Source organism: Mycobacterium sp. E735 (assembly GCF_001666955.1).
Classification (GTDB): Bacteria; Actinomycetota; Actinomycetes; order Mycobacteriales; family Mycobacteriaceae; genus Mycobacterium.
Genome location: NZ_LZIX01000174.1, coordinates 1 through 25,643, shown reverse-complemented (window position 1 = coordinate 25,643; position 25,643 = coordinate 1). Strand labels below are relative to the sequence as shown.

The following is a 25,643-nucleotide window of genomic DNA, read 5'->3' as shown; positions in this document are numbered from 1 at the left end:
GACCGCGGCGGGGCTGGCCCCGTTGCCCGTCCAACGCCCCATTCCCGTGTGGATCGGCGCGGCCTCCGATCGCGGGCTGCAACGCGCGGGCCGGCTCGCGGACGGCTGGTTCCCGATGACCGCCCCCGGCCCCGGTTTGGACCACGCCCGCGAGCAGGTGCGGCGCGCCGCCGCGGCCGCCGGCCGCGACGCGGACCGGCTTGGCATGGAGGGCCGGGTCAGCTGGACCGGCGACCGCGTCCGGACCGCCCGCGAGATAGCGGCCTGGCGAGATGCCGGCGCCACCCACCTATCGGTCAACACGATGAACGCGGGGCTGTCCACCGTCGACGACCACCTCGCCGTGTTGGGGCAGATCGCCGCCAACCTGAATCGATGAGCCTGGCCGGGCGGACTAGCCGGCCTCCGCTTCGACCAGGCTGAGATGGGCCGCTCGGCGCTCGGACTTCGACGACTTACCCTCGCGCCCATACGGTTCCAGCTTCCGGTTGTGCACGTTTACGTCTCCGCCCGTCGCGCAGTGCCGGCGCTGCCAGTCGCTGATCGCTTGGTGCGCAGCGTGATCGAGGTAATTGGCCAGCAGGTGGACGGTGACCGTGGTGCGCTCGGGGATAGTGGCGAGCACCCCGGTGAGGCGGGGCAGCGCCAGGAAGGTGCATGCCCCCTCGATGATTAGATGCCATTCATCGCCCACGGGCCTCGCTTCCACCCTGGCCCGAACTACCCGCCACCCGGTCACGGCGACCGCCACCGCGAGCCCGATCAGCACGCCGTGTAGCAGATTGAGAAAAACGACGGAGACTATGGTCACCAGATAGACGGCCAGATCGCCGTTGCGCAGCGCGGTTTCGATGTGCGCGGGCTTCAGCAGCTCGATCCCGATGACGATGAGCAGGCCGGCGAGCGCCGCGGTCGGGATCTGTTCGACCAATCCCGCGAAGGGCACGGCGAACACCATGATCCAGAGCCCGTGCATGATCGTCGATGCCCGGGTCTTGGCCCCTGCGTTGACATTGGCCGCGCTGCGCACGATGACCCCGGCGATGGGAAGCCCGCCGATCGCGCCCGACGCCATGTTCGCCGCGCCCTGTCCGATCAACTCACGGTTGAAGTCGGTCCGCGCCCCGGTGTGCATCCGGTCGATCGCGACCGCCGTCAGCAGGCTTTGCACGCTGGTGATCAGCGTGACCGTGATAACCGCAATCACGACCGCCCCCCAGTTACCCTGCGGGAGCTGGGGCAGCTGCAGCGCCTCCAGCACCGAGCCTTCCAATCGGATACGGGACACGTTGAACGGCAACACGACCGAGATGACCGTGACGCCCACGATGGCTACCAACGGACCGGGAATCTTGGCCACCCGAGCCGGCGCCCAGCGCCAAGCGATCAGGATGGCGATGACAAGCAGGCCCAGCACGAGCCCGGGCCGGTGCGCGCCCACGACCTGCGCGGGCAGCCCGACGACGTTCGTCCAGGCCGAGCTCTGCGATTCACCGCCCAGCAGTACGTGCACCTGCTGCAAGGCGATCGTGATGCCGATGCCGGCCAGCATGGCGTGCACAACGACCGGCGAGATCGCCAGGGCGGCGCGTGCAATCCGGCTGATACCCAACACAACTTGCAGGGCGCCGGCAATTACTGTGATCAAACATGTTACGGCCCAGCCAAATTGGGATACCAGGTCAGCAACAATGACCGTCAGCCCGGCCGCTGGGCCACTCACCTGCAACGGTGACCCACCGAGACACCCCGCGACGATCCCCCCGACGATCGCCGCAATCAGGCCGGAGAGCACCGGGGCGTCGGAGGCGAGCGCAATACCCAACGACAGCGGAAGCGCCACCAGGAACACCACCAATGACGCCGGAAGGTCGTACTGCATGGCCGCGCGAAACCGGCTGCCGCGGGCGTCCGTCTCGGTATCGTGTTCCCCCAGCTGCTCGACGCGTTGCATGGGCCCTCCCTGGGTTACGCATGAGGGCACGTTCGGGACCTGCCCGTAACGCGCCGAATTGTGCAATGTAAAACCCTGCAGCACAGACGATTACATTCGCCGGGAACATCATTGTTCTGGTTAGCCTGCTATGGCTTACTCGTACCGAAGGTATGGGGCGGCCAGGCCGGTCGCAACACGACGGGCCGGGCGCATATCGAATGCAAATCTTTTGCGGCGCAAATTCGCCGGGCCAAGAGAATGGCAGGCGACGCGCGCCGTTGGCGAAAGTGACTGGGCGGCGGACCGTTTACTCCAAGGCGAAGACCGGTATCTGCCTCGTTGTCTTCGTCTGATATTCGGCGTACGGCGGATACGCTTCGACCGCGCGCTGCCACCAGTCTTCGCGCTCGGCCCCCTCGAGCTCGCGCGCCCTCAGCGTCACGACCCTCTCGCCATCCTGCAACGTCACCTCGGGGTTGGCCTGCAGGTTGAAGTACCACGACGGATGCTCGGGTGCGCCGCCCTTCGACGCGACAATGGCGTAACGGCCGTCGTTTTCGACGCGCATCAGCGGCACATACCGCTTCTTCCCGGATTTCGCCCCGGTCACGGTCAGCAGGACGACGGGCCGATCGAAAATCTCGACCCCGTCGGTGGTGCCTTGCTTGAGGATCTGCTCGGTCTGCTCGCGCACCCAGTCCCGCGGGCTCAGTTCGATGTCGTCGGCCATACCCGATCTCAACATGTCCGTGCGCGATAGTCATCTTCGCCCCCGGGCGCACAGGGGCCGAACCGCTTAAATGATCTAACTACCGACGGCGGGAGCTGGGATCCGGCTTCCGGCCGACGGCGCCACCGCAGCCGCGGTCGCCGCACAGCGGGCGATCGCGCCCAAGGGGCCCGAAGTACCCAACGGCGAACTGGCTTCGTTCGGCAAACACTCCGGCTACCGCACGGCCATCCTCGGGGTGAGCGCGTGCGCCGGGTATCAATTTCGTTGACATATATCAGCGCACTTGATATAACTGTGGCATGACTCAGCCGACTCAGGAAATGTTTGAATCCGCCTACAAGGGCGAGGCCCCGGAGATGGGCGAGGGTAATCGGCCGCCGTGGAGCATCGGCGAGCCACAGCCGGAGATCGCGGCTCTCATCGAAGCCGGGAAGTTCCACGGTGACGTACTCGATGCCGGTTGCGGCGAGGCGGCGGTGTCGCTGTTCCTTGCCGAGCGTGGCTTCACCACGGTGGGCCTCGACCAGTCGCCGACCGCCATCAAGCTGGCGCGCGAGAAGGCCGCCCGGCGCGGCCTTGCCAATGCGACCTTCGACGTCGCCGACATCAGCTCCTTCGACGGCTACGACGGCCGTTTCGGGACCATCGTCGACTCCACGCTGTTCCACTCCATGCCCGTCGAATTGCGCGAGGGTTACCAGCAGTCGATCGTGCGGGCCGCCGCCCCCGGCGCCTCGTATTTCGTGCTGGTGTTCGACCGGGCGGGCATGCCGGCCGACGGCCCGGTCAATGCGGTCACCGAGGACGAGTTGCTGGACGTGGTGTCCAAGTACTGGGTGATCGACGAGATCCGGCCGGCGCGCATTCACGCCAACGTGCCCGACAGCGTCGCGGAAGGCTTTCAGGCCTTCGGGGGTGCCGACATTCGTGACGAGGGCAACGGCCGCAAGTCGATCGGAGCCTGGCTGCTGTCCGCACATCTGGGCTAGCCTGCGCGGACGACCGGCCAGGTTTCGATGCCTGGCATTCGGGAGATCCTGACTGGAGCATCGCAGACGGTCAGAGGAGATCCACGTGGACCAGCAGGTAAATTTCGACCCGCCACCCGCGCCCGAGGACGCCCGGCAGGCGACCGAGGAACAGCGCAAGTTGCAGGAGCAGCTGGAGCATCAGGACGAGGACCCGGACGCGCCGGGGCGGCACCAGTCCCGGCGCGACCTTCCCGACGAGAGCACGCGCTAGGCGTGGCCGCGATGAACGCGGTTGTGCGCCAATACGACTGGTTTTAAGGCGCGTAATCTTCGCGGAGCTTGCGGCGATCGTGTGCGAGCGCCACCCCCGCCAGCCCCACCAGCGTGAGGCCGCCGAGCGCCGCCGCCGGAATCGCCCAGACGCGCCTGATCATCAGCGCGCTGTCACATTGGCCGACGTAGTTAGCCGACCCGCTTTCGTCCCTGTCAGCGCTCGCGGCCTGGGCCAAATCCGTGGTGAATCCGCTGCCGCATTTGACTTGCCAACCGAATTGATCGTATTCGTCGATGAATACCGGGAACCGCAGCGCGAGAAGCCCGAGCGTCAAAGCCACCACGGCCGCGGCGAAGGCCAGGGGTCCGCGTTTGATCATCCCGTGCCCTAGGTCATGCACACGTTGGCGAAGATCAGCACCGGCCAGGACACGATCGAGCCGAGAAAAGAGACCACCAGATCGGTACCGTGCATGTCGCGCAGGTGGCTCGTGTGGGTCGATGACCAGATCACCCCGACGATGAGGTACGGCGTGCCCAGCAGCACGGCCAGACCCAGCAGCTCGGCGATCGTCAACTGGTAGTCCAGCAGCTGACGGACCCTGTGAAGCATCGGGCATGCCTTTCGCGGAGACTAGGTACCATACCGACGTTCCCCGTATGTTAATCGCAATTCGGACCGTTGGAAAGGCGTTGTTGAGATTCCGTGCGGCCCGGTGGGGACGAGTTTATTGCGCTGAGGGCGTTTTGAAGCCGATTAACGCGCACCGTCGCTCGCCGGCGCGTCAACAAGTACAGCGTCATTCGCGCGAGGGCTTGCGTCCCGAATCAACGGCGGCGCGCGCCGCCCTGGGCTGCCCCACCGGAAGGTGTGGCGGATTCGCCGAGCAGCGTGGTCGCCATCAGTCGGCGCAGCGTCATGCGGGCGGGCTCGCCGGGGCCGGGGATGACGAGCTGGCCGATGTCGACGGCCAGGGCGAAGGCGGCGTGTACGGCGTATCGCGCCCGGCCGAGCGTCAGCCCGGGCCGGGCCGCCACCGCCAGCCGCGCCCAGGATTCGACGGTGGAGCGGTGAATGTTGTAGAGGAGCACCGCTTCGTTGTCCGGCACGTTGTGGCGCTCCGTGTAGTAGACGCGGGCCAATTCGGGGTTGGCGAACAGCCGCTCGATGAAGGCGTCGATCAGCCGCCGCAGCGACTGCTCCGGATCACCGCCCGCGGCCAGGATCGTGGACAGGTCGCCGGAGAGCTGGTCGGCGCCGCGGCGATAGGAGACCGCCAGTATCGCGGCCTTGCTGGGGAAGTATTGGTAGATGCTGGCCACCGGTATGCCCACGGCCGCGGCGATCTCCTCCATGCCGGTTTCCCGATAGCCACGGTCATTGAACAACCGAATCGATTCGTGCAACAGCAGTTCATAGCTGCCGACGGCCCTCGTCATCGTCACCGCTTGCGCCGGCTCCGACTCGCTCGGCCGCTGCACCGGCACGTCCACCTTTGATATCGCGGCCACGACGTCGGCCAGCGTCGCCCGGATCTCGTCGTTGCTGAGCCGGGAACGGTGATCGGTGATGCTGCCGATGACGCTCAAAATTGCCGCCGAGAGCACCCAACGCTGCCGCGACTGCAGTTTGGGCCGAAGTCTGATCAACGGCCGCTGCAGGCGCCGGTTGACCAGCCTGACCTGCTCGGTGAGCACCTCCTCGTCCTCCCCGTGCAGATAGCGGCCCTCCCATCGATAGAGTCCCCCCGCGGTGCGGTTGACGATGGTGGTGTCGATCAGGGCAGCAGTTAGTGCGCGCAGCGTTTCCCGGGGATCGGCGTCGGCGGGCAGCTGATCGGCGAACTCGGTGGCGTCCACGAGCAGCTGACCGAGCGCCAGGACCGCGGAGCGAAACAGGTCGTATTTGCCCTGCGAATGGCGATACAGCGCCGCCGCCGAGATTCCGACCCGCGCGGCGATGTTTTCCATGCTCACCGCGTGGTATCCGAGCTCGCTGAACGCATCGCCGGCCGCCCTCGCGATCTGCGCTTTGCGGTCTCTCGGGCGCCGCTTCACTGGGTTTGCGGACGAGCGGCCGGCCGGCGTCATAGACATCACCGTAGCCGCAGCGGAGTCGTTGGGAAGAGCGCGTCCGACGGGTTTTTCGGGGCGGCGCCGCACCCGGATCCGAACCCGATCGAACGCTACCCCCGCGCACTCGATGGCGACCCGCACGACACCTGGATGCGCTGGTCAACCGTGGCCGCCGAGATCTGTTCAGGCCCACGTCCCGCGGCCCCACGGCGCGCGCGTGCCCCCCGGCCGTTGAGCCAGCAGGCCAGTCCGCCCAGAACCAGGCCGATCCCGACGCCGACGTCGGGACGCTGGCCCAGCATGAGCCAGGAGAGTAGCCCGGCGAGTGCGGGGATTACGGCGAACAGCATCGCCACCGCCGCCGCACCGTGGGCGTTGATGGCGCGGACATAAAGGCTCACCGCCAGGGTCGCGTTCAACAGCACCATGCCGGCAATCGCGATCGCCGCCTGCCGGACGTCATGCACGGTGAACGGCGTCAGCAACGCAAGCGCCGCCGCGGGAACCAGCGCGACCGCATTCTGCATCGCGCTCATCGTGCGGAAGTCGACGCCGGTGCAAAACCGCTGTTGGTAGACGCCGCCGGCCGAAAGCCCAAGCAGCGCAACGCCAAGCAACACGATCACGGGGTCCAGGCCGTGGGTGCTGGTCAGCCTTCTGGCACACGCCGCGAGCACAGCGACGACGCCGAGGGCGAGCGCGGCCACCCGTTGCCGCCCGAGCGGCTCACTCAGGAACACCGCGGCCAGGATGGCCGTGGCGACGGGGTTCATCGCGATCACCACCGCACACAGCACCGCCGGTGACCCGAGCCGAAAGGCCTCGTAGCAGCAGCAGAATTGCACGGCCTGGATCAGCAGACCTGCCACCACGACGTGGCCGAACTGTGCCCCCCGCGGCCAGGGCGCCTTGGCGAAGGCCGCCCAGACGGTCAAAATGATTGCGGCCAAAGCAAATCGCAGCACCAGGGCATCCATCGGCGCCATGGCGGTCACCGCCAGCACCCCGATCGGGTAACCGAGTGCGTAGAGGAACGTCACCGCCGACGCGGTGGTCAGCGGCATGCGCGGCAAGTCCATGCGACCCATGCTTGCTCAGACCGCCGCCCACCGTCCAACGAATATTGCTGATCGCGATTGATCGCGTTGCCTTATCGATTTCCAATCCGGCTGAGCGAAATCGGCGCTTCCGGCGCAATGATTGATTAGATTCGCTGATCAGACTATCGTGCGGTTATGGCCCAGGTGCTGGACATCGCGCCGTTGCGCAGCCTGGTCGCGGTCGCCGACTGTGGCGGGTTTCACCGCGCCGCCGCCGCGCTGCACCTGAGCCAGTCCGCGGTCAGCCAGCATCTGCGCCGAGTCGAAGCCGTCGTCGGTGAGCCGCTGATCCAACGCTCCGGCCGCGGCATCGTGTTCACCGAAATCGGACTGAAGGCCCTGCGGCACGCCAGGACGATCTTGTCCGCGCACGACAGGGCGCTCGACGACCTGGGCGCCACGGAGCCCAGGCTTCTGACGATCGGCGCCACCGAGCACGGCGCGGACGTGATGCTGGCCGGACTGACGGGCATCCTGCGAGACCGGCTTCCCGACCGGCGGGTGCGCTTCCGACTCGACCGCAACGTGTCGCTCGCCGACTCGATCGAACGTGGGCTGGTCGACTTGGCAATCATGGTCGACGGCGCGGGCCTGGATCGCGCCAACGCATCGGGAGTAGTTGGGCTGCAATGGATTTCGGCGCGAACGCTGTCGGTGCTTCCGCGCGACCCCCTACCATTGGTGGTCTTCTCCGAGCCGTGCACCTTGCGCGAACCAGCCTTCGCGATCCTGGAAAATCACGGCATCGTCTACGAGATCGCCGCCGAGTGCGGGGACCTGTCCGGCCTGTACGCGGCGGTTCGGTCGGGGCTCGGAGTGGCGTTGTTGCCGATGATCGGCAAGCTGCCGGACGGCCTGTGTCCGGCCGAGGGCCTGCCGCCGGCCAATAACGCCTCGGTCCTGGTTCGCGGACGTGCCGGTATCGACCCGGACTTGCTGGCCACGGTCGACGATGCGGTACGTGACGTGCTGGCCGCCGCGGACTAGGGGTGGCTGTCAGAGAGCGCCGCCAAATAGCGTTGTTCGCGCTCTGTCATGTCATTCGAAGTGATGGCACCGAACCGGGCGGCCTCTCGGACAAACCGCTCCGGCGCGTCCGGAAGCGCGTCAGGTCCCTCCAGCCGAAAGCAACTCGGCGCCAGTGGGCCGAATAACAACGCGCGGCGCAGGTTCGGCCAGTTGTCCAGTCTCGGCTCCACGCCCGCGGCCCGGGCGAAGGCGATGGCGACGAGGTTCAATCGCGACTTCTGCGACGCACCCCGGCGGGCGCGGTAGGCGTTGATTGCCAGCCGCTGCTCGCGATCACCCACGGCCGGAATGACACCGCCCCACGCGTAGGCGATCCACCTGGCCTGGAGCTCGAGCGGCACGAAGTACCCGCCCGCCTGGTCCCACATCCCCACGAAGGCCAGCCCGGGGAGCTCCGGATGGAAGGTGTACCGGTCCGCGTCCAGGTGCACCGCGTCGAGGTCCAGAACCTTCTGAACGTCTTCGCTCAAGAACGGTAGGCGCAGATTGAAACCGGTCCCGAAGAAGATTCCGTCAAACTCCTCCGCATGATCGTCGGCGAAAACCACCCTCCTGCCCGCCACCGTTTTCATCCACGGCCGCACCGAGATTCGGCCCTCCGCGACCAGCGGGAGATAATGCTGACTGAGGGTCACGCCAGCCGTGAGAACCGAAGGGTCCGGCGCCGGGGCTCCGTACTGCTCGGGGCTTCCCGCGGCCCCGAGCACAATCTCCTTCAACTGGCCCTCGACGTCCTCAGCCGGGAGGCGCTCTTCCGACAGGGTGCCGTATCGCGTGTAGAGCAGATGGTCGGTGGGGACGCCGGAAACGAATTTGGGGACGACGTACCGTTGCCGCCGCTGCGTCACAACCACGTGCGCTGCTCCGAGTTGCGCTATCTCCGAAGCGACTTCGAGCGCACTGATCGCGCAGCCGGCCACTAAGATCCGCTTGCCGCGATATGCGGTGCCGTCCCGGTAGCCGAACGTCGTCGTCGCACCCGCGCAGCCGGAAAAAGTCTCCAGCCCCGCGACCGGGGGGACCGCCGGCGCACTGAACCTGCCACTGGCCACCACCACTCGCTCGAATCTGTCGATACCCTCGGCGTGGCGCAGGAGCCAGCCGGGCTTGTCGTCCCGGCTGACCAGTTCGACTCGGTTGCGCAGCCGAATGCGTGACGTCAGACCGAATTTGGCGGCGTAGCGATGCAGATAGTCGAGAATGTCGCGGTTGGGTTGGTAGACGAGTTCGCTGTCATGCTCGAGGTCGCTGAAGGCCGTCATGGTGCGGCTGCTGTTGGTGTGCATGCCCGGCCAGATGCCGCTGCATTCCTCCGACGTCGCCCACTGCCCGCCTAGCGTCGAACCTTGCTCGAAGATCGTGGGCTCGAGCCCTTGCGACAACAGCCAGCGCGCCGCCACCAAGCCGCCCGGTCCGGCGCCGATCACGGCGACACGTGTCATCCGGTAACTGTCGCACGCAGCCGCCGCGACGCGGTCGAGTCCCTGACTTGGCAATCCCAATTTTCTGCCATTTCGTCAAACGTCGGAACGGCGATGCTTATCATCGGCGAAACACTCCGAGCCAGCGCAGCAAGCAGAGGAGCTATCGGCGTGACCGAGCCAATCGCCCCCCTCGCCGGCAAAGTCGCCTACGTGACCGGGGCCGCCCGCGGCCAGGGCCGCTCCCACTGCGTCCGGCTCGCCCGGGCCGGCGCCGACATTGTCGCTATCGATGCCTGCGCACCCGTCGCCGAACACAACGGCTACCCATCCGCCCTACCCGAAGATCTTGCCGAAACCGTCAATCTGGTGGAGGGCGAGGGCCGCAAGATTTTCGCCGACGAAGTCGACGTCCGAGACCTGTCCGGCCAACAGCGGATCGTGGCGAATGCCATCGAACAGTTCGGCCGGCTCGACATCGTCGTGGCCAACGCCGGCGTGCTGAATTGGGGCCGGGTATGGGAGATTTCACCCCGGCAGTGGCAGGAGACCATCGATATCAACCTCACCGGACTGTGGAACACCATGAAATCCGTTGTGCCCGTGATGATCGCGGCCGGCAATGGTGGGTCGATCATCAACATCAGCTCCGCGGCCGGGATCAAGGCCGTCCCCGGATGTGGGCATTACTGCGCAAGCAAATTCGGCGTCGTCGGACTGACCAATTCGTTGGCCGTCGAGCTCGGCGAATTCGGGATCCGCGTCAACTCCGTGCACCCATACGGCACCGACACCCCGATGGGTAACGACCTGTCGATGTACCAAACCTTCCAGGACCACCCGCACTACATCCACAGCTTCTCGCCCGGCGCACTGCCGACCGAGTCCCTCGCGCCTCCCGACATGGTCTCCGACATCGTGGTCTGGCTTGCCAGCGACGCGTCGTCGTTGGTCACCGCCGCCCAAATCCCCGCCGACAAGGGCTACCTCAAGATCTGAACCGGCCGGGCACCCGGAGGCGGGGCCGTCCCCCATCCTGGCCACGCTCATCGACGGAGCACGGGCCTGAGATCGTCGAGACGGTCGAACAGGTGCCAGATGTATTTCGACGATCCGTTCTCGCGATGCGGATGCAGGTCGGCGAGGTCCGGGTCGTTGCAGTAGCTGTCGAAGGCCTCCCGCGACTCCCACTCCACGAGGATCAGCACCTGGCGGGGCTCGATGTCGCCGACGATCGCCTCCTGAAAACTGCCGAGCGCAACAACGCGACCACCATGCTTGGCAACCTCGGCGGGCGACCGTCGCGAGTATGCGCGGTACTCCTCGGCATCGGCCACATCGAAGAGATTCAAGGCATAAACGGTCATGGCCATCGACATTACGTGGCCAGACGCGCGCCGGCGGGCCGGCGCCTCTCGCCCGTTCGCCGCAGCTCGCCGACCGACCGCGTCGATGGTCGCGGGTCTCTGCGGGTTAGGGTGCCTTCGTCGGCCGCAGCGAACCGGTCGATAGAAATGTTGAGCAATTAATGACCGCACCAGCCGAAACGCCAACGCTCGAATCCCGCGTGGGCCACTACTACCAGGTCCACGAACCGTACCGGGTCTCCGGGGAGAAAGTGCGGGAGTACGCCCGGGCTGTCCAGGACTACCACCCCGCCCACTGGGATGTCGCGACCGCCGCGGAGCTGGGATATTCGGGGCTGGTGGCGCCGCTGACGTTCACGTCGATCCCCGGCATGGTCGCCAATCGCCACCTGTTCGAATCGGTCGTCGTCGGTTATGACATGTATCTGCAGACCGAAGAAGTCTTCGAGCAGCACCGACCGATCGTCGCGGGCGACGAATTGCACACCGACGTCGAACTCTCGTCGGTCCGCAGAGTCGCCGGCCGTGACCTGATCACCGTGACCAACACGTTCACCGACTCCGCCGGCGAGCGGGTGCACACCATGCACACCACCGTCGTGGGTGTCACCGCGGACGACGTCGATCCGGAGATGCTGGTGGCCGCGAAGAACGTGGTGATGCACGACGTGAACCTCGCCGGAATCGACACCTCGGAAGCGGCCTATCGGAAGACTGTGCGCCAGGCGAGTGACGTTCGGATCGCCCAAGCCGGTACGGACCGCATCCCGGGCACTGCGTGCTTCGATGACCTGAAAGTCGGTGACGAGCTACCGGTGCACCACGCCCGCCTGTCGCGCGGCGACCTGGTGAACTACGCCGGTGTCGCCGGCGACGCCAATCCGTTGCACTGGGACGAGAACGTCGCCAAGCTGGCAGGCCAGCCCGACGTGATCGCCCACGGAATGCTCACCATGGGTTTGGGCGCGGCCTTCATCTCCTCGTGGTCGGGAGACCCCGGCGCGGTGAGCCGGTATGCGGTGCGGCTGGCCCAACCCGCGATCGTCTCGGCCACCGACGGTGCAGACATCGAATACAGCGGACGGATCAAGTCACTGGACCCGGCGACCCGGGCCGGTGTCGTCATCGTCGTCGCAAAGTCCGGCGGTAGGAAGATCTTCGGGCTGGCGACGGCGGATATCCGCTTCCGCTGAACGACGGCGGCGCCGCGCCGCTACCCGAGGCTCACGAGTTGCTCGACCGAGTCCCTGGGCAGCTCCCCGTCGACGACAGCGGTGACGGTCATGTTCTGCACGGTGATGGCGCCCCCGTGGTTGTCGAGAAATGCGGTGTCGGCGGCATCGCGGCCGGTGGCGATCCGCACCATCGACTGTCGGGGCGCCAGGCACGTCGCGTCGACGACGCGCCACACACCGTCGATCAAGGCCTCGGCCACGGCGTGAAAATCCATCGGATGGCACCCCGGCGCGTACACCGCCACCAGTCGCGCCGGGACGTTGACCGCGCGTAGCAACGCGATCACCAGATGGGCATAGTCGCGGCACACGCCCGCGCCCGCGAGCAATGTGTCGGTGGCCCCGTCGATCGGATCGCTGGATCCCGGGACATAGCTGAGCCGGGTGCCGACCCAAGACGAGACCTTCTCCAGCAACGTCACCGAGGTCGCGTACTGCTCGAATTCGGTTGCGGCGAAACCGAAGAACTTGTCGGCCTCCGCGTACCTACTCGGGCGCAGATACGTGATGGCGTCGATGTCGTTCACCGGCGCCGGGTCCGCCCGCCCGGTGACCGTCGCCGCGTACGACACCGTGACCGTTCCTTTTTCGGCCGCCACGACATGGATGCGCGACTGATGCGCGCCGATGACCTCTCGCGGTTCCAGCGCCTTGCCGTTTCGCGTGATCCGCAGGGATTCGCTCACATCGATGCCCGGCTGCCGGCTGACCGCCACCTGGAAATCCAGCACCGCCGGTTCGGTGACCTCGACTTCGATTTCTACGCCGACGCTGCGGCCGGCGTCGGTCGTCCTGCTCTCGGTCGTGGCGCTGCGGTGTCTCCATGCGGGCATAACTCAAGCCTTTTCGTCGAAGCCGGTCGAATCCCGCTCGCTGCTTGGCAGGCTTTCATGTACGCACTTTCTTACCGCACGAACGCCTTTGGCGCTCGCCGGCTGCACGCCTCGACTACTGGCCCGCCCGGTGTGCGAGATCGATGGCGTACTGGCTGACGAAGGTGCCCGCAGGCGGATCGCCCTTATCGCAAGTTCCGTCGGATTCGCCGGGACGTTTGATCCACAGGTAGGCGTCGGCGTGTGCGCCGGCGGTCGCCGTGGTCGGCGGGGTGCCGAGCGCTCGGCCGCCCGGGTTGCACCAGTTGAGCCCGGAGTCGGGTGCCGGTCCGGCTCCGTTGCGGGAAGTGTCGACCACGTAGTGCGAACCATTCGTGAGGCCCGAAATTGCTTCTCCATAACCGATTTCGTCCTCGGTGGTGAAGAAGTTGGCCGTGTTGACGCTGAAACCACGCGCGTGGCCCACACCGGCCTGGTTGAGCCTGCCCGCCATGTCCTCGGCGCTATGCCAGCGCAAGTGCCCCGCGTCGACGTAGACGGCCGCGGCCGGGTCTCGGGTCAGCGTGTCGACGGCGTACCGGACCAGGTCGTAGCGCTCCTGGCGCTGATCCCCCGATAAGCAGTCGGCCATCGCAAGCGCGTCGGGCTCGACGATGATCGCCACCCGCGAGGCGCCGACGCCAGACGCGATTCCGTCGATCCAGCCTCGGTAGTCCGCGCCCGACCCCATGCCGCCCGCGGCGAAGCTGCCACAGTCGCGGTGGGGGATGCCGTAAATCGTCAGCACCGGGATGGCGCCGGCGGCGTTCGCGTCGCCGACGTACTTGCCGACGGTGGCTGCCGAACCTCCGGGGACGATCCAGTAGGCCTGCGGCGTGTTGGCGATCGCGGTCAACTCGGCACTCGGCGGATCGGCGCTCTGCGCGGCGCGCATCGCCGCCGAATTGGGATTGACGTAGAACGGCGCACCGGCCAACGGGTTGCCGTCACTGGCCAAGCGCACCGCCGGGGCGGGACCGGCATGCGGCGCACAAATCCAGGCGACAGCCGCCACCGTCAGGAAGGGACTGATCCACCGCATGAGGGCATGAGCAGCTGAGGACATCACGTCAGGGAAACTACTGCGTCACGGCAAGCCGCGCGATTCCGGGTGGAAGTTGCCTCTCTGCCCGGCTCGCTGCTCGCGTACGACCCAAACCTCCGCGACCACAGGGAGACGAAATGCTCTCGCCTCTCTTTTTCCTAAGATCGAGACACAGCATCCGTGGAGGCACCGGCCCGGTGTCATCATCGTTCGAGCCAACGGTCGAAAGGGGGGCTGCGGTGCTCACCAAGCCAATCTCCGCAGTAGCCGTCGTGGCAGCCATCGCGGCAGCCGCACTGACACTTCTGCCGTGGATTGACTTAGACCATCTGGGATTACCCCTTCGGTGGAATGGTCTCGGCGTCTACATCGGCGAGCATGGCGAACACTACGGCGCCCACCTCGCCGGCATGGCGAACAGTGCGCCCGGTTGGACCATCGTGATCGCCTCGCTCGCGGCAGCCGCCGCGATGGTGGGCGCGACGCGCGTCAATGTGCTCGGGTTGGTCGCGTGCGGCTTCGCGGTCGTCGCATTCGTCACCGCCCTCTTGTGTTTGGTGCGGCCCGGGGTGCTGGCCGGGGACACCAAGCACGAATTGGGCATATCTGAGCTTCCGGACCGCGAAGTGCTCAACTCCGCCGCATTGGTAGCCGAAGTGGCGGCCACCGGAGTGTTGGTGGTCGCCACTTCGCTCGCCGCAATGGAGGCGAGACGCGTCCGCGCGGCGGCTGATTGAGCAACGAGATCGGGCCGACCAGGGGCCGGCGGCGGTGCCGGTTTCCGCGCCATGCCGGTCACCGCATCGATGCCGGCCCTAGATGGCGCCGCCTACCGCGCCATGTTGGCAAAGCGCGACAGGTGCAACTGGTGCGCGACGGTCACCGTCTTGGTGGGGCCGTTGCGGTGTTTGGCGAGAATGAAATCCGCCTCTCCCCCGCGCGGATCGTCCCGCTCGAACGCGTCCGGCCGGTTCAGCAGGATCACCATGTCGGCGTCCTGTTCCAGCGATCCCGACTCGCGGAGGTCGGACAACATCGGCTTCTTGTCGGTGCGCTGCTCGGGACCGCGGTTGAGCTGGCTGATCGCCACCACGGGCACCTCGAGTTCCTTGGCCAACAATTTGAGTTGGCGCGAGAATTCGGACACCTCGAGCTGGCGCGACTCGACCTTCTTTCCCGACGACATCAGCTGCAGATAGTCGACCACGACCAGACGCAGGTCGGCCTTCTGCTTCAGCCGGCGCGCCTTGGCGCGGATCTCCATCATCGTCAGGTTCGGCGAGTCGTCGATATACAGTGGCGCCTCACTGATTTCGCTCATCCGGCGCGCCAGCCGCGTCCAGTCGTCGTCGCTCATCCGCCCGGAACGCATGTCGGCGAGTTTGATCTTCGCCTCCGCCGACAGCAGCCGCATGACGATCTCGGACTTGCTCATCTCCAGCGAGAAGATGACGCTGGCCAGCCGGTGCTTGATCGAGCAGGACCGCAGAAAATCCAGACCGAGAGTGGAATTGTGCGTCGGGATCATGGCCCTGCTCGCCAAATACAGGTGGCTGTCGTTGTCGACCTCAACACAACGCACGGCGACGGTCTCGACCGGTCGGACGTCCACAATGAAGCGTGAGCCCGAGCGCGCGGTACCGGTGGCGGCCCTTCGTTCCTTGTGCGCGATGGCCTTTCGCTGCAACGCGAACACCACGTCGTCCGTGGAGAAGGTCAGCGTGTATGCGGTGCTCGACGACTCGTGCCCACCCCGGACGCGCTTGGCCGAGGTTTGGCAGCGATAGCCGAGGCTGACGATCAGCTCGGCGGCATCGCACGCCAGCCGCTGACTGGTGACCGAGAACTGGACCGCACCGCCCGCCGTGACCGTCCCGTCCGTGTCGAGCAAGCCGGCGAGCAGGGCGCGCCGTTGTCTCTCGGACCCGCGCAGGTACTCGATCGGGATGTGCTTATTACCGAGCACGCCGAGCGTTCGCAGGCGCGCCTGCAGGGTGCCCACGGAGGCGTGGCAGCTCTGGCACAACCGCAGCCCCGCCGACGGTCCCCCACAACGAATACACGTCGGGCTCGGCACCGGAGCAGAAACGAACCGTGCCCGGCCACCGCATGAGCGCCCACAGGTCCGCACCTGACTGGTCTGGGGAATGAACGACTTGCCGCAAACTGCGCACTGGCGAGGAGCCGGCCCCGCGCCGGCCGGCAGGCGCAGGTGGTAGCGGTACCGCGCGGACGCCGACGGAAAGGCCACCAAGCCGTCCGCCTCGATGCGCATGATGATTTCCGGATCGGCCGTGGTGATCTGAGCCGCGGCACTGGTGCCGTCGCCGAGCCAGGCCCCGAGCGTGTATGCGGGAACCAACAATTCGCGCTCGGGTAGGTCGAGCGCACTCGCGTTCACCACGGAGTGGTTCAGCCGCCGGTCCACCGTGTCGCAGCGCAGAGTCTCGGCGATCTCGGCCGTGGTTCGCACCGCCGCAAAGGTGCGCTGATTCTTATAGCGGTTGTAGCCCACCGCCGCGGCTTGCGCCGACTTCCGGGATGCGCGAGTTTCGGTCAGCCACTGATGGGCTTCGTCGGCGACGATCACCGTCCCGTCGGAGAATTCCACCTCATAGCACGGCCGTCCCAGCATCACGTCGGTGGCGGCCACCACCCGCGTCGGCCGCCCGTCGTCGCCGAGCAGCTCGTCACCGACCGCGACGTCGCCCATCGTCGTCCAGCCCGAGGGTGTGGGCAGCAGCGTGTCCAACGCGAGCGCCTTCCCGACTCCAGGCCTGGCCGCCACGATGATCATCTGACCGGCGTGCAGGCCGTTGGTCACCTCGTCGAGCTCGGTGAAGCCAGTCGGCACGCCACGCGCCACGCCGCCGTTGGAAGCGATCGCGTCGATCTCGTCCATCGTCGGCTGCAGCAGGTCCTCCAGCGGAACGAAATCCTCCGTCGTCCGTCGGTCGGCAACCTCGTAGATCTCCGCCTGTGCGCGATCAACCACCTCGGCCACGTCGGCGCCCTCGGCGCCCGCGTAGCCGTATTGCACGACCCGCGTCCCCGCCTCTACCAACCGCCGCAGTAGCGCCTTCTCGGCGACGATGGTCGCGTAGTAGCCCGCATTGGCGGCCGTGGGCACGGTGGAGATCAGCGTGTGGAGATAGGGGGCGCCGCCGATCCGGCGCAGCATCCCGCGCCGGTCCAGTTCCGCGGCCACCGTCACGGCGTCGGCCGGCTCGCCACGGCCATACAGGTCCAGGATCGCGTCGTAGACGTTCTGGTGCGCGGGTCGGTAGAAGTCGCCGGGCCGCAACCGTTCCAGCACGTCGGCGATGGCGTCCTTGCTCAGCAGCATGCCGCCGAGCACCGCCTGCTCCGCGGCCAGATCCTGCGGTGGCTGGCGGCCGAAGTCCTCGCTCGGCGCCGATGAATCCATGCCCGCCGACAAGTCATCGACGACCGCCATGGATCCCTCCTCCCCTGCCACACGCCCGAACATACATTCGAAAACCGGTTTCTTCAGCGTAAGTCAAGGAGCCGACACTTTCGTCCCACAGCACTCGCACGCCTCGCGCCGGGACGACGTTAGACGTTGCTGGCTAGTAGGTGAAAGCGCGGCTGTTTATGAACCTGTGCATCGTGTGTGCATATCCGTCGACACCTGTGTTGAGTGGGGTGTGGAGAACCTGTGTATGAATTCAAGGGGCCGTGACATCACTGCTGTTAAGGGCCATGTAACGCGACGAATTTCGTGTGGACAAGAATCTCTACGGCGTGTCGTCGCAGGTTACTGCTCCGGGCGTGTTGGCTTTCAGCCACATTTTCGCAGCGTTACGGCAGGGTAAAGAGGACCCTCGGGATACACCGGAGCAACAGTTCGCTAGGGCGCGCGTCCGCGACCGCCGGACGAGAGGCCGAAGACTGTGCCGGCCGCACAACTGAGCCCGGCGGCGGCCGAAGCTGGCCGCCGCCGGGTAAGAGCAAAGGTTGCCGGGTTAGCTCTCCGCCACGACCTCGAGGGCGACCTCGACGTCGACCTCGGGGTGCAGATGCACCGACACCGGGTGGGTGCCCACGGCCTTGATGTGCGACTTGGGCAGCCGGACGATTCGCTTGTCCAGATTGGGACCGCCGGCCTTCTTGATGGCCGCGACGACGTCCCCCGAGGTGACCGAGCCGAACAGCTTTCCGGAATCGGCCGCGGTGCGCACCGGCAGCTGGACGGGGCCCAGCGCCTCGATCGCCGTCTTGAGTTCGTTGGCGTGCCCGAGGTCGCGCACCGCCTTGCTCTCGCGGGACCGGCGGATCTCGTCGGCCTGCTTCTGCGCGCCGCGCGAGGCGACGATCGCCAGGCCGCGCGGAAGCAGGAAGTTGCGGCCATAGCCGTCCTTGACTTCGACCGTGTCGCCGACCGTACCGAGGTGGTCGACGTCAGCCGTCAATATCAGCTTCATCGTTATTCGTACTTTCGCTCGAGCTTCGGCGGCTATCGCGCCGAGGAGGTGAAGGGCAGCAGAGCCACCTCGCGGGCATTCTTCACCGCGATCGCGATGTCACGCTGGTGCTGCACGCAGTTGCCGGTGACCCGACGCGCCCGGATCTTGCCGCGCTCACTGATGTAGGTGCGCAGCAACGCGGTGTCCTTGTAATCGATCGATTGGTCCTTCTTGGCGCAGAAGACACACTTCCGCGTCTTGACCGGCTTTTCCGGAGCCGGACGTCGCTTGCTGGACTTCGCCATGACTGTCTTTCTTTCCGTTTCTTACTGTTGAAGTTCTTCAGAACGGCGGTTCGTCGTCGCCGCCGCCGAATGACCCGGATGCCGGGGCGCTGCCCCACGGGTCGTCGGCCGGTGCGCTGCTCGCCGGTGGCGCCGATCCCTGCCGGGACCCGCCCCCGCCGCCGAAGCCACCACCGCCACCGCCGCCGCCGCTGCGGCTGGCCTTGTTCACCTTGGCGGTGGCGTACCGCAGCGAGGGGCCGATCTCGTCGACCTCGACCTCGACGACGGTCCGCTTCTCGCCTTCACGCGTCTCGAAGGAACGCTGCTTGAGCCGGCCGGTGACGATCACGCGGGCGCCCCGGGTGAGGCTCTCGGCGACGTTCTCGGCGGCTTCCCGCCAGATGTTGCAGCGCAGGAAGAGGGCCTCGCCGTCCTTCCATTCCCCGCTCTGGCGGTCATAAATTCGCGGTGTCGACGCCACGGTGAAATTCGCGACGGCGGCACCGGACGGGGTGAACCGCAGTTCGGGGTCGGCGGTCAGGTTTCCGACGACGGTGATGGTGGTGTCACCAGCCACAATTTCCTCCTAGGTCCGCCCTGCTACTCGCTTCTCAGACGGTGGATGGCACGTATCCTCGCTGAGCCTACGCAAGTCCACCGACGGTGGGCCCACGACTCAGCCACAGGTGTTAGTGCTTGTCGGTGCGCATCACCTTGGTGCGCAGTACCGACTCGTTGAGGCTCAGCTGGCGGTCGAGCTCGGAAACCGTCGCCGGCTCCGCCTTGAGGTCGACCACCACATAGATGCCCTCGGCGTGCTTGGCGATCTCGTAGGCCAGCCGGCGCCGGCCCCAGATGTCGACCTTCTCGACGGTCCCGCCGTCTTTACGGACGACGTTCAGGAACGTCTCCAGGGACGGAGCAACGGTGCGCTCGTCGAGCGTGGGGTCAAGAATGACCATGATTTCGTATGGACGCATGGAAACCTCACCACCTCCTCTGGTCTCAAGCGGCCACGGTCGTTCCGTGGCAGGAGGGTCGCCTGCGTCGGCAACCGCATCAGGCTACCGGATGGGCGGGGTGGCCTCCAAAATCGCGGCGGATCCGGGCGGCCGGGCAATCCGGCTACTGCCGGGCGTCCAAGTATGCGGTGGCCCGCGTGACCGTCGCCTGATCGGCCTTGGCCAGGGAGCCCGCGTCGAACGGCGGCTGCGGGTCGTATTCGATGAGCAGTTGCGCGGCCTGCGCGGCCTGCCGATCGACGAGGAGTTCGACCAGCCGCAGAGCCATGTCGATGCCGCTGGACACCCCGGCGGCGGTGATGATCCGTTGCGGGAGGTGCTCGACGACGCGGTCCGGCACGTATCGGGCTCCGAGCTTGTTCAGCAGGTCGCTTGCCCGCCAGTGCGTCGTGGCGGTGAGTCCCTCGAGCAGGCCCGCCGCGGCCAGCAGCAGCGCACCCGTGCACACCGACGTGGTGAACGTCGTGGTTTGGTGGACGGCTTGCAGCCAGCTCCGGATGGTCTCGTCGTGAATCAGCTGCCGGGTGCCGATCCCGCCGGGAACCAGCACCACGTCCGGCGACGTGACCTCATCGAACCGCGCGTCGCAGCAGAGGCCGAGCATCCCGTTCTCCGTCCGCACCTCGCCGCGGCGGTGACCGATGAACACCACCTCGACCGACGGAACGCGCTGCAGCACCTCGTAGGGCCCCACCGCGTCGAGCGCGGTCACCCGGGGAAACAAGGGAACGGCGACGAGCGTCATGGCGCCACCCCGGCCGGCACCGCCGATTCGGCCTCGGGGTCCGGCTCCGGTGCGCGCCGCGGGCCGGCCGGGCGCAGCCAGTCCGGCAGCCATCCGGGCGCGGCGTCGGGTGCGCGGTCGAAGGGACCGCCGGACGGGTCGTCCACCCGGCCGCCCCAACGCACCAGATCCTCGCCGGGCCGGTAGATCTGGCGGATCACCAACGCGCACAGCACCACGACGGCGACGTCACGCAACACCACCGTGGTGGTGAAGAACTGTTCGGGCAGCGAGCGATTCGGATTGCCATATAGGTAGTACATCCGCGGCACCCACACCACCGCGTCGATGGTCATCCACGCCAGCAGGATCCGGCGGTGCGGCAAGGCGAGCACCGCCAACGGCACCAGCCACAGCGAGAACTGCGGGCTCCACACCTTGTTGGTCAACAAGAACACCGCCACCACCAAGAACAACAGCTGCGCCAGCCGCGGGCGCTGAGGGGCGGTGAGCACCACGTATGCGATTGCAGCGCAACCGATTCCGAATAGCACCGTGACCACCGTGTTCAGGACCGTGGGCGGCTGCCAGAACCCGAGCTTGGGGTCGAATCCGTGCCAGCCGGTGAACGACTTGACGACGTTGTAAAGCGAATCCATGTCGTCACCGCGGCGGGTGTTGAGCCGGAAGAATTCCGACCACCCGCGCGGAAACAGCACCAAAACCGGCAGATTCACCAACAACCATGTCACCGCGGCCGTCGCGGCGGTGCGCGCCACAGCGCGGAAGCGTCCCGTCCGAATCGCCAGGACCACCATGGGGCCCAGGAACAACAATGGATACAGCTTGGCCGCGGCGCCCAATCCGATCAGCACGCCGGCCAGCACCGGTTTACGGCGGGCCCATGCCAGCACACCGGCCATCGCCAAACCCGTTGCCAGCGCATCGAAATTGGTGAAGATCTGGAAGATCAGCAGCGGCGACGCGGCCACCAGGGCCGCGTCCCATATCCGGCGTCCCGCCAGGCCTGCGGTCGCCCAGACGGTCGCCAGCCACGCCAGCGCCAGGCCGAACGCCGCGACGTTGAAGAACATCACCACCTCGGCGACCACCGGCAGCGGCGCCAGCTTGCTCAACGCGGTGTAGGTCTTCGCCAGCGCCATCGACACGTACTGATACATCCCGGTCAGCACCGGATACTCCATGTAGCGCACGGCGGGCCGGCCGTCGTAGCGGGTCTGCGGGGTGCCGCTGCCGTCGGTCTCGATCCAGCTCGACTTGTACGGAAACTTGCCCTGGCTCAACAACTCCGCGCCGTAGAGCGGCACCGTATCGGAGTAACACAGCTCGTAGTACGCGCGTTGGTTCTCCCAGTTGGCCACCCGCTGATCGCCCGTCCCGGTTCCGGTGCTCTGCAGGCAGGCCGCCTTCGTCGACCAGCCGAGCGCCAGGAACACCAGCCCGATCAAGAACATCACCCGCAGCGGCGTCATCACCCGCGTCCGGCCGATCAGCGCGTGCCCACCCACCGGCCCCCCGACGACCTCCGCCAGCGCGGCGCCCAACGAGTCGGTGCGGCTGGGGCAATCGCGGTTGTCGACGCTACGCAGATCGCCGGCCAATCGCGCCGGAGAGATGATGGCGCTGCGCTGCTCGGCGTCGGTCACGGCGGCGGCTGCGGCCCGGGAGCTTGCGGACCGCCCGGCGGGACACCCGGCTCGGGGCCGCCCGGCCCGCCTGGGCCGCCACCGCCCGGTCCTGGCGGCGCGTTGGTGATGGTGGTCGGCGGGCCGACGGGAATCGTTATGCCCGGCGCCACCTCGATCGTGGGCTGTATGACGGTCACCGACGGCGCCGGGGGCGGAGGCGGCGGCGCTGGGACGCCCGCATAACCGCCGATCTCGGTCGGCTTGGGGAACGACTCGTTCGACGTGCCCTTCAACGCACCGTCCATCGTCGACTTCCAGATGTCCGACGGCAGCCCCGAGCCGTAAACCGGTGCGCCCGAGGCGGTTACGAGGGGCACGTCGCCTTTCGCGGTGCCGACCCAGACCGCCGTGGACAAAGACGGCGTGTATCCGACCATCCAGGCGTCCTTGTCGGCGGTCGTGTCGCCGAGCTGCGTGGTTCCCGTCTTGGCCGCCGATGGCCTGCCGCCTGCCAAAGCGTGGCCCCGCGAGTAGCTGGCGATCGGCTCCATGGCCGCGGTGACATTGTCGGCCACGGCCTTCGGGATCCGCTGCTCGCCGTTGTTGTCGGACTTGCTGGCATCGAAGAGCACCTGCCCGTCGGAGCTGACGACTTTCTGCACGAAGTGCGGCCGGTGGTAGAGACCCGAGGCGGCCAGCGTGGCGTACGCCGAGGCCATGTCGATCACCCGAGTCTGGTACTGCCCCAGCACAACTCCGTTGTTGGGCGGTCCGCCCTTGCCGTCCTCGGAGAGGGTGTGCTCCACACCCGGGAAGCTGGTGGCGATACCGGCCTGGTGCGCGGCGTCCGCGACGGCCTGCGGGCCGCCCTTGAGCTTGAGCATCAGCCGGTAGTAGGAGGTGTTCAGCGATTGCTTGAGGGCCTGGGCAATGTTGCACGTGCCGCAGCCCTCACCGTCGACGTTCGTGATCTTGATGCCGTCGACCGTCAGAGGCGAACTGTCGACCTGGTAGCCCAGCCCGATCCCCTGCTCGAGCGCGGCGACCAGCGCGAAAACCTTGAACGACGAACCGGTTTGCAGGCCGGCCTGCGCGAAGTCGAATCCGTTGGCGTCCGTACCGCCGTAATACGCGCGTATCGCCCCGTCGTGCGGGTCGATCGACACCACCGCCGACCGCATGTCGGGGTCTTGCCCGTCAAGGTATTTCGAGACCGCCTTTTCGGCGGCCTGCTGGGCCTTCGGGTCGATCGTGGTGGTGACCTGCAAGCCCTGGGTGTTCAGGGTCCGCTCGTCGATGTTGAACAGCTCCATCAACTCTTTGGTCACCTGACGCTCGATCAGGCCGTTGGGCCCCGTCGTCTGGTTCTCCGCGCGCGCCTGATCCGGCGGGACCGTCTCCGGAAACTCCTGCGCGGCACGGTCACTGGGTGACAATGCCTTGGTCTCCACCATGCCGTCGAGAACCCAGTTCCACCGGGCCCGGGCGCCCTGCGGATCGATGGCCGGATCCAGCGACGAGGGCCGCCTGATCAGCGCGGCGAGCAGCGCCCCCTCCGAGACGGTGAGCTGCTCGACGGGCTTGTTGAAGTAGGCCTTCGCGGCGGCGGAAATGCCGTAGGCACCGCGGCCGAAGTAGATGATGTTCAGGTAGGCCTGCAGCACATCGTCTTTCGACCACTCACCCGACATCTTGGTGGCGATCACGAGTTCCTTGGCCTTACGCATCAGGCCGCTGAGACCGTGCTGAGCCGAACCCACCAGCGCGTTCTTCACGTATTGCTGGGTGATCGTCGACCCGCCCTGCAGGTCGCCGTTGCCGAAGAGGTTGTTGTTCACCGCCCGCGCGAATCCGCTGAAGTCGAAACCCGGATTCGAATAGAAGTTGCGGTCCTCGGCGGCGATCACCGCCTGCCGCACGTGTACCGGCACCTGGTTGATGTTGACGTCGACCCGATTGCCCTCGGGCGGGATGATTTTGGCGATCTCGGATCCGTCGCTGGCCAGGATGGTGGACACCTGATTGGTGCGCAGATCGCCGGGCTTGGGGATGTCGACGATGAAATACGCCATCGCGAACGTGACGATCGGCAGCAGCACCAGCACCACCGCCGACAGGTAGGCCGCTCGCCGCACCCACAGCCAATTGATCTGTTGCGTCCAATGGACGTCACCCCGGGGCCGGCGTCCGAAGCCGTCGGGGCCGCCGGGCCGTCGCGGACCGGATGGCGGCGGTGGTCCCTCCGGTGGGCCCCCCGCGCCCGGCCGCTCGCGCCGCGGCGGCGTCCGGCTCTCCAGCGCGGCCTTGACCTCCTCGAGCGCGTCCCGCTGCAGCGGCGTGGACGGAGGGCCCTCCAGCGCGGCTTTGACTTCCTCGATGCTGGGATCGGGCCGCCGGGGTGACCGGTCGTCGACGACCGGCGGCAGGATCGTGGTCATCCGGTCGTCCGGGGGAACCCCCCGCCGTTGACCGGGTGCCGACGGCGCGTCACGCGGGCGCTCGCCGCTTCCGTGTTTGCCCACGCGCTCAGTCGCCGGCCCATCCGCGTTGTTGGACGACTGGTCGTGGCGTCCGTCGTTACTCAATGGCCGTGCGCGCGCCGTTTCGCGCCGTCCGCGTGGTGCGGGTGCCCTTGGGTGGGCGCGCCGCGCCGAGCACGTACGACTTGACCAGATGATTCCAACTGCAGGTCCTGCACACCTCCACCACGTGGACAGCGAACTCCTCGAAGCGAGTCGCCAGCAGGACCAACTCTTCGGCCGTGCGGGCCGACCCCGACACCGGGCCCAGGTGTTCGCCGAACACCCACGACACCAGCGTCAGCTGTTCCTTGCGACAGATCGGGCACATGACCTGGCTCGGTTTCCCGTGAAACTTGGCGGCGCGCAGCAGATAAGGGTTCGCGTCGCATACCTCGGACACGCCGGTGCGGCCCGAGTACACCTCGGCCAGCAGTGCTCGCCGCCGGAGCGCGTAGTCCACCACTTGTCGCTGCAGTCGCACGCCCACCAGAGTACGTCTCCATCCGGACGGCCGATACGCAACCAAACTGTGGCGCCCGCAGCCGGGTCATCGTTCGGTCCTTTCCCGTGCCCACCGGACCGGGACTCTACGATCGTCCCGTGGCGAAATGGCTCGGGACATCGCTTGGCGGTGGCGCGGCGGCGAGCACCCGCGCCAAAGACGTCAACCGGCAGGACGCCTGCAAGATCCTCGACAACGCCCTCAACGACGGCGAGCTCTCCATGGAAGAGCACCGGGAACGGGTGAGCGCGGCCACCAAGGCCGTCACGCTCGGCGACCTGCAGGATCTGGTGAGCGATCTGCAGACCGACAGCAGCGCCCTGCCGACGACGACCGTCAGGGCCCGGCCGGTGCCGCCAAGGCTCGGGGGCTGGGGGGTGCTCGCCGCCGCGTTCGTCGTGTCGGTACTGCTCGGCATCGGCATCGGGTGGCGCATGTACGGCAACACCAAG

27 protein-coding genes are annotated in these 25,643 nt (G+C 66.9%); 8 read left to right on the top strand and 19 right to left on the bottom strand.

The features are described from left to right. A partial coding sequence (locus tag A5704_RS13925) for an LLM class flavin-dependent oxidoreductase (RefSeq protein ID WP_156670291.1) occupies positions 1-379 on the top strand: 379 nt, incomplete at its 5' end. A gap of 15 nt (positions 380-394) precedes the next feature. Here the strand turns inward: A5704_RS13925 and A5704_RS13920 are convergent. Then, positions 395-1,882 (bottom strand): SulP family inorganic anion transporter, encoded by a 1,488-nt coding sequence (locus tag A5704_RS13920; protein WP_231969103.1) that lies wholly within the window; start codon positions 1,880-1,882, stop codon positions 395-397. 361 nt (positions 1,883-2,243) lie between these two features. Then, complete coding sequence (locus A5704_RS13915; RefSeq protein ID WP_067761340.1) at positions 2,244-2,666, bottom strand: nitroreductase family deazaflavin-dependent oxidoreductase; 423 nt, start codon at positions 2,664-2,666, stop codon at positions 2,244-2,246. 302 nt (positions 2,667-2,968) lie between these two features. Here A5704_RS13915 and A5704_RS13910 point away from each other — a divergent pair, with 302 nt between their 5' ends. After that, positions 2,969-3,658, top strand: a complete 690-nt coding sequence (locus A5704_RS13910; RefSeq protein WP_067889463.1) for a class I SAM-dependent methyltransferase — start codon at positions 2,969-2,971, stop codon at positions 3,656-3,658. An 85-nt stretch (positions 3,659-3,743) separates the two neighbouring features. Next, positions 3,744-3,911, top strand: a complete 168-nt coding sequence (locus A5704_RS28830) for a hypothetical protein (RefSeq protein ID WP_197508488.1) — start codon at positions 3,744-3,746, stop codon at positions 3,909-3,911. 43 nt (positions 3,912-3,954) lie between these two features. Here the strand turns inward: A5704_RS28830 and A5704_RS13905 are convergent, their stop codons facing one another. The 4 genes from A5704_RS13905 to A5704_RS13890 form a co-directional block, all read right to left on the bottom strand. After that, on the bottom strand, positions 3,955-4,290 hold the full coding sequence (locus tag A5704_RS13905) for a hypothetical protein (RefSeq protein ID WP_197499200.1): 336 nt from the start codon (positions 4,288-4,290) through the stop codon (positions 3,955-3,957). Between the two features lie 11 nt (positions 4,291-4,301). After that, positions 4,302-4,526 carry a hypothetical protein gene (locus A5704_RS13900; RefSeq protein WP_067889460.1) on the bottom strand — a complete coding sequence of 75 codons (225 nt, stop codon included), beginning with the start codon at positions 4,524-4,526 and terminating at the stop codon, positions 4,302-4,304. Positions 4,527-4,741: 215 nt separating this feature from the next. Beyond that, the gene (locus A5704_RS13895) at positions 4,742-5,971 is read right to left on the bottom strand and encodes a TetR/AcrR family transcriptional regulator (RefSeq protein ID WP_197508489.1); all 1,230 of its coding nucleotides are present in this window, start codon (positions 5,969-5,971) and stop codon (positions 4,742-4,744) included. Between the two features lie 128 nt (positions 5,972-6,099). Next, a complete protein-coding gene (locus A5704_RS13890; protein WP_082954866.1) occupies positions 6,100-7,053 on the bottom strand; it encodes a DMT family transporter in 954 nt (317 codons plus the stop codon). A gap of 171 nt (positions 7,054-7,224) precedes the next feature. Here A5704_RS13890 and A5704_RS13885 point away from each other — a divergent pair, with 171 nt between their 5' ends. Then, the gene (locus A5704_RS13885; protein WP_067761354.1) at positions 7,225-8,076 is read left to right on the top strand and encodes a LysR family transcriptional regulator; all 852 of its coding nucleotides are present in this window, start codon (positions 7,225-7,227) and stop codon (positions 8,074-8,076) included. On the opposite strand, the gene A5704_RS13880 is transcribed toward A5704_RS13885, so the two are convergent. After that, the gene (locus tag A5704_RS13880) at positions 8,073-9,560 is read right to left on the bottom strand and encodes an NAD(P)/FAD-dependent oxidoreductase (protein WP_067761357.1); all 1,488 of its coding nucleotides are present in this window, start codon (positions 9,558-9,560) and stop codon (positions 8,073-8,075) included. The genes A5704_RS13885 and A5704_RS13880 overlap by 4 nt on opposite strands. A 150-nt stretch (positions 9,561-9,710) precedes the next feature. On the opposite strand from A5704_RS13880, the gene A5704_RS13875 reads away from it, so the two are divergent. Further along, entirely contained in the window at positions 9,711-10,538 is an 828-nt protein-coding gene (locus tag A5704_RS13875; protein WP_082950085.1) for a mycofactocin-coupled SDR family oxidoreductase, read from the top strand. A gap of 47 nt (positions 10,539-10,585) precedes the next feature. On the opposite strand, the gene A5704_RS13870 is transcribed toward A5704_RS13875, so the two are convergent. After that, entirely contained in the window at positions 10,586-10,906 is a 321-nt protein-coding gene (locus A5704_RS13870; protein WP_067889457.1) for a DUF1330 domain-containing protein, read from the bottom strand. 161 nt (positions 10,907-11,067) lie between these two features. Between A5704_RS13870 and A5704_RS13865 the strand changes: the two genes are divergently transcribed. Beyond that, on the top strand, positions 11,068-12,099 hold the full coding sequence (locus tag A5704_RS13865; protein WP_067761366.1) for a fused (3R)-hydroxyacyl-ACP dehydratase subunits HadA/HadB: 1,032 nt from the start codon (positions 11,068-11,070) through the stop codon (positions 12,097-12,099). Positions 12,100-12,119: 20 nt separating this feature from the next. Here the strand turns inward: A5704_RS13865 and A5704_RS13860 are convergent, their stop codons facing one another. Both A5704_RS13860 and A5704_RS13855 read right to left on the bottom strand, forming a co-directional pair. Beyond that, on the bottom strand, positions 12,120-12,974 hold the full coding sequence (locus tag A5704_RS13860; protein ID WP_067761368.1) for a transglutaminase family protein: 855 nt from the start codon (positions 12,972-12,974) through the stop codon (positions 12,120-12,122). 115 nt (positions 12,975-13,089) lie between these two features. Next, on the bottom strand, positions 13,090-14,082 hold the full coding sequence (locus A5704_RS13855; RefSeq protein WP_156670292.1) for a glycoside hydrolase family 6 protein: 993 nt from the start codon (positions 14,080-14,082) through the stop codon (positions 13,090-13,092). A 113-nt stretch (positions 14,083-14,195) separates the two neighbouring features. Between A5704_RS13855 and A5704_RS13850 the strand changes: the two genes are divergently transcribed. Then, entirely contained in the window at positions 14,196-14,795 is a 600-nt protein-coding gene (locus A5704_RS13850; protein ID WP_231969101.1) for a hypothetical protein, read from the top strand. A 92-nt stretch (positions 14,796-14,887) separates the two neighbouring features. On the opposite strand, the gene dnaB is transcribed toward A5704_RS13850, so the two are convergent. The 9 genes from dnaB to A5704_RS13805 form a co-directional block, all read right to left on the bottom strand. Then, positions 14,888-17,515, bottom strand: a complete 2,628-nt coding sequence (dnaB, locus tag A5704_RS13845; protein ID WP_067761378.1) for a replicative DNA helicase — start codon at positions 17,513-17,515, stop codon at positions 14,888-14,890. 529 nt (positions 17,516-18,044) lie between these two features. Then, on the bottom strand, positions 18,045-18,503 hold the full coding sequence (gene rplI / locus A5704_RS13840) for a 50S ribosomal protein L9 (protein WP_067761381.1): 459 nt from the start codon (positions 18,501-18,503) through the stop codon (positions 18,045-18,047). 32 nt (positions 18,504-18,535) lie between these two features. After that, on the bottom strand, positions 18,536-18,790 hold the full coding sequence (gene rpsR, locus A5704_RS13835) for a 30S ribosomal protein S18 (protein ID WP_055399563.1): 255 nt from the start codon (positions 18,788-18,790) through the stop codon (positions 18,536-18,538). 37 nt (positions 18,791-18,827) lie between these two features. Continuing rightward, positions 18,828-19,349 carry a single-stranded DNA-binding protein gene (locus A5704_RS13830; protein ID WP_067308144.1) on the bottom strand — a complete coding sequence of 174 codons (522 nt, stop codon included), beginning with the start codon at positions 19,347-19,349 and terminating at the stop codon, positions 18,828-18,830. Between the two features lie 112 nt (positions 19,350-19,461). After that, the gene (gene rpsF / locus A5704_RS13825; RefSeq protein WP_036362157.1) at positions 19,462-19,752 is read right to left on the bottom strand and encodes a 30S ribosomal protein S6; all 291 of its coding nucleotides are present in this window, start codon (positions 19,750-19,752) and stop codon (positions 19,462-19,464) included. A gap of 145 nt (positions 19,753-19,897) precedes the next feature. Further along, the gene (locus A5704_RS13820; protein ID WP_067761417.1) at positions 19,898-20,539 is read right to left on the bottom strand and encodes a DJ-1/PfpI family protein; all 642 of its coding nucleotides are present in this window, start codon (positions 20,537-20,539) and stop codon (positions 19,898-19,900) included. Continuing rightward, on the bottom strand, positions 20,536-22,185 hold the full coding sequence (locus tag A5704_RS13815; protein ID WP_067889454.1) for a glycosyltransferase family 87 protein: 1,650 nt from the start codon (positions 22,183-22,185) through the stop codon (positions 20,536-20,538). Before A5704_RS13815 ends, A5704_RS13820 begins: the two co-directional genes overlap by 4 nt. Beyond that, positions 22,182-24,752, bottom strand: coding sequence for a transglycosylase domain-containing protein (locus A5704_RS13810; RefSeq protein WP_156675739.1), 2,571 nt, complete (start codon positions 24,750-24,752; stop codon positions 22,182-22,184). The genes A5704_RS13815 and A5704_RS13810 overlap by 4 nt, the downstream gene beginning before the upstream one ends. Further along, on the bottom strand, positions 24,745-25,170 hold the full coding sequence (locus A5704_RS13805; protein WP_067761414.1) for a DUF5318 domain-containing protein: 426 nt from the start codon (positions 25,168-25,170) through the stop codon (positions 24,745-24,747). Before A5704_RS13805 ends, A5704_RS13810 begins: the two co-directional genes overlap by 8 nt. 119 nt (positions 25,171-25,289) lie before the next feature. On the opposite strand from A5704_RS13805, the gene A5704_RS13800 reads away from it, so the two are divergent. Then, positions 25,290-25,643, top strand: a 354-nt coding sequence (locus A5704_RS13800; RefSeq protein WP_156737672.1) for a DUF1707 domain-containing protein, incomplete at its 3' end; no start/stop codon positions are given.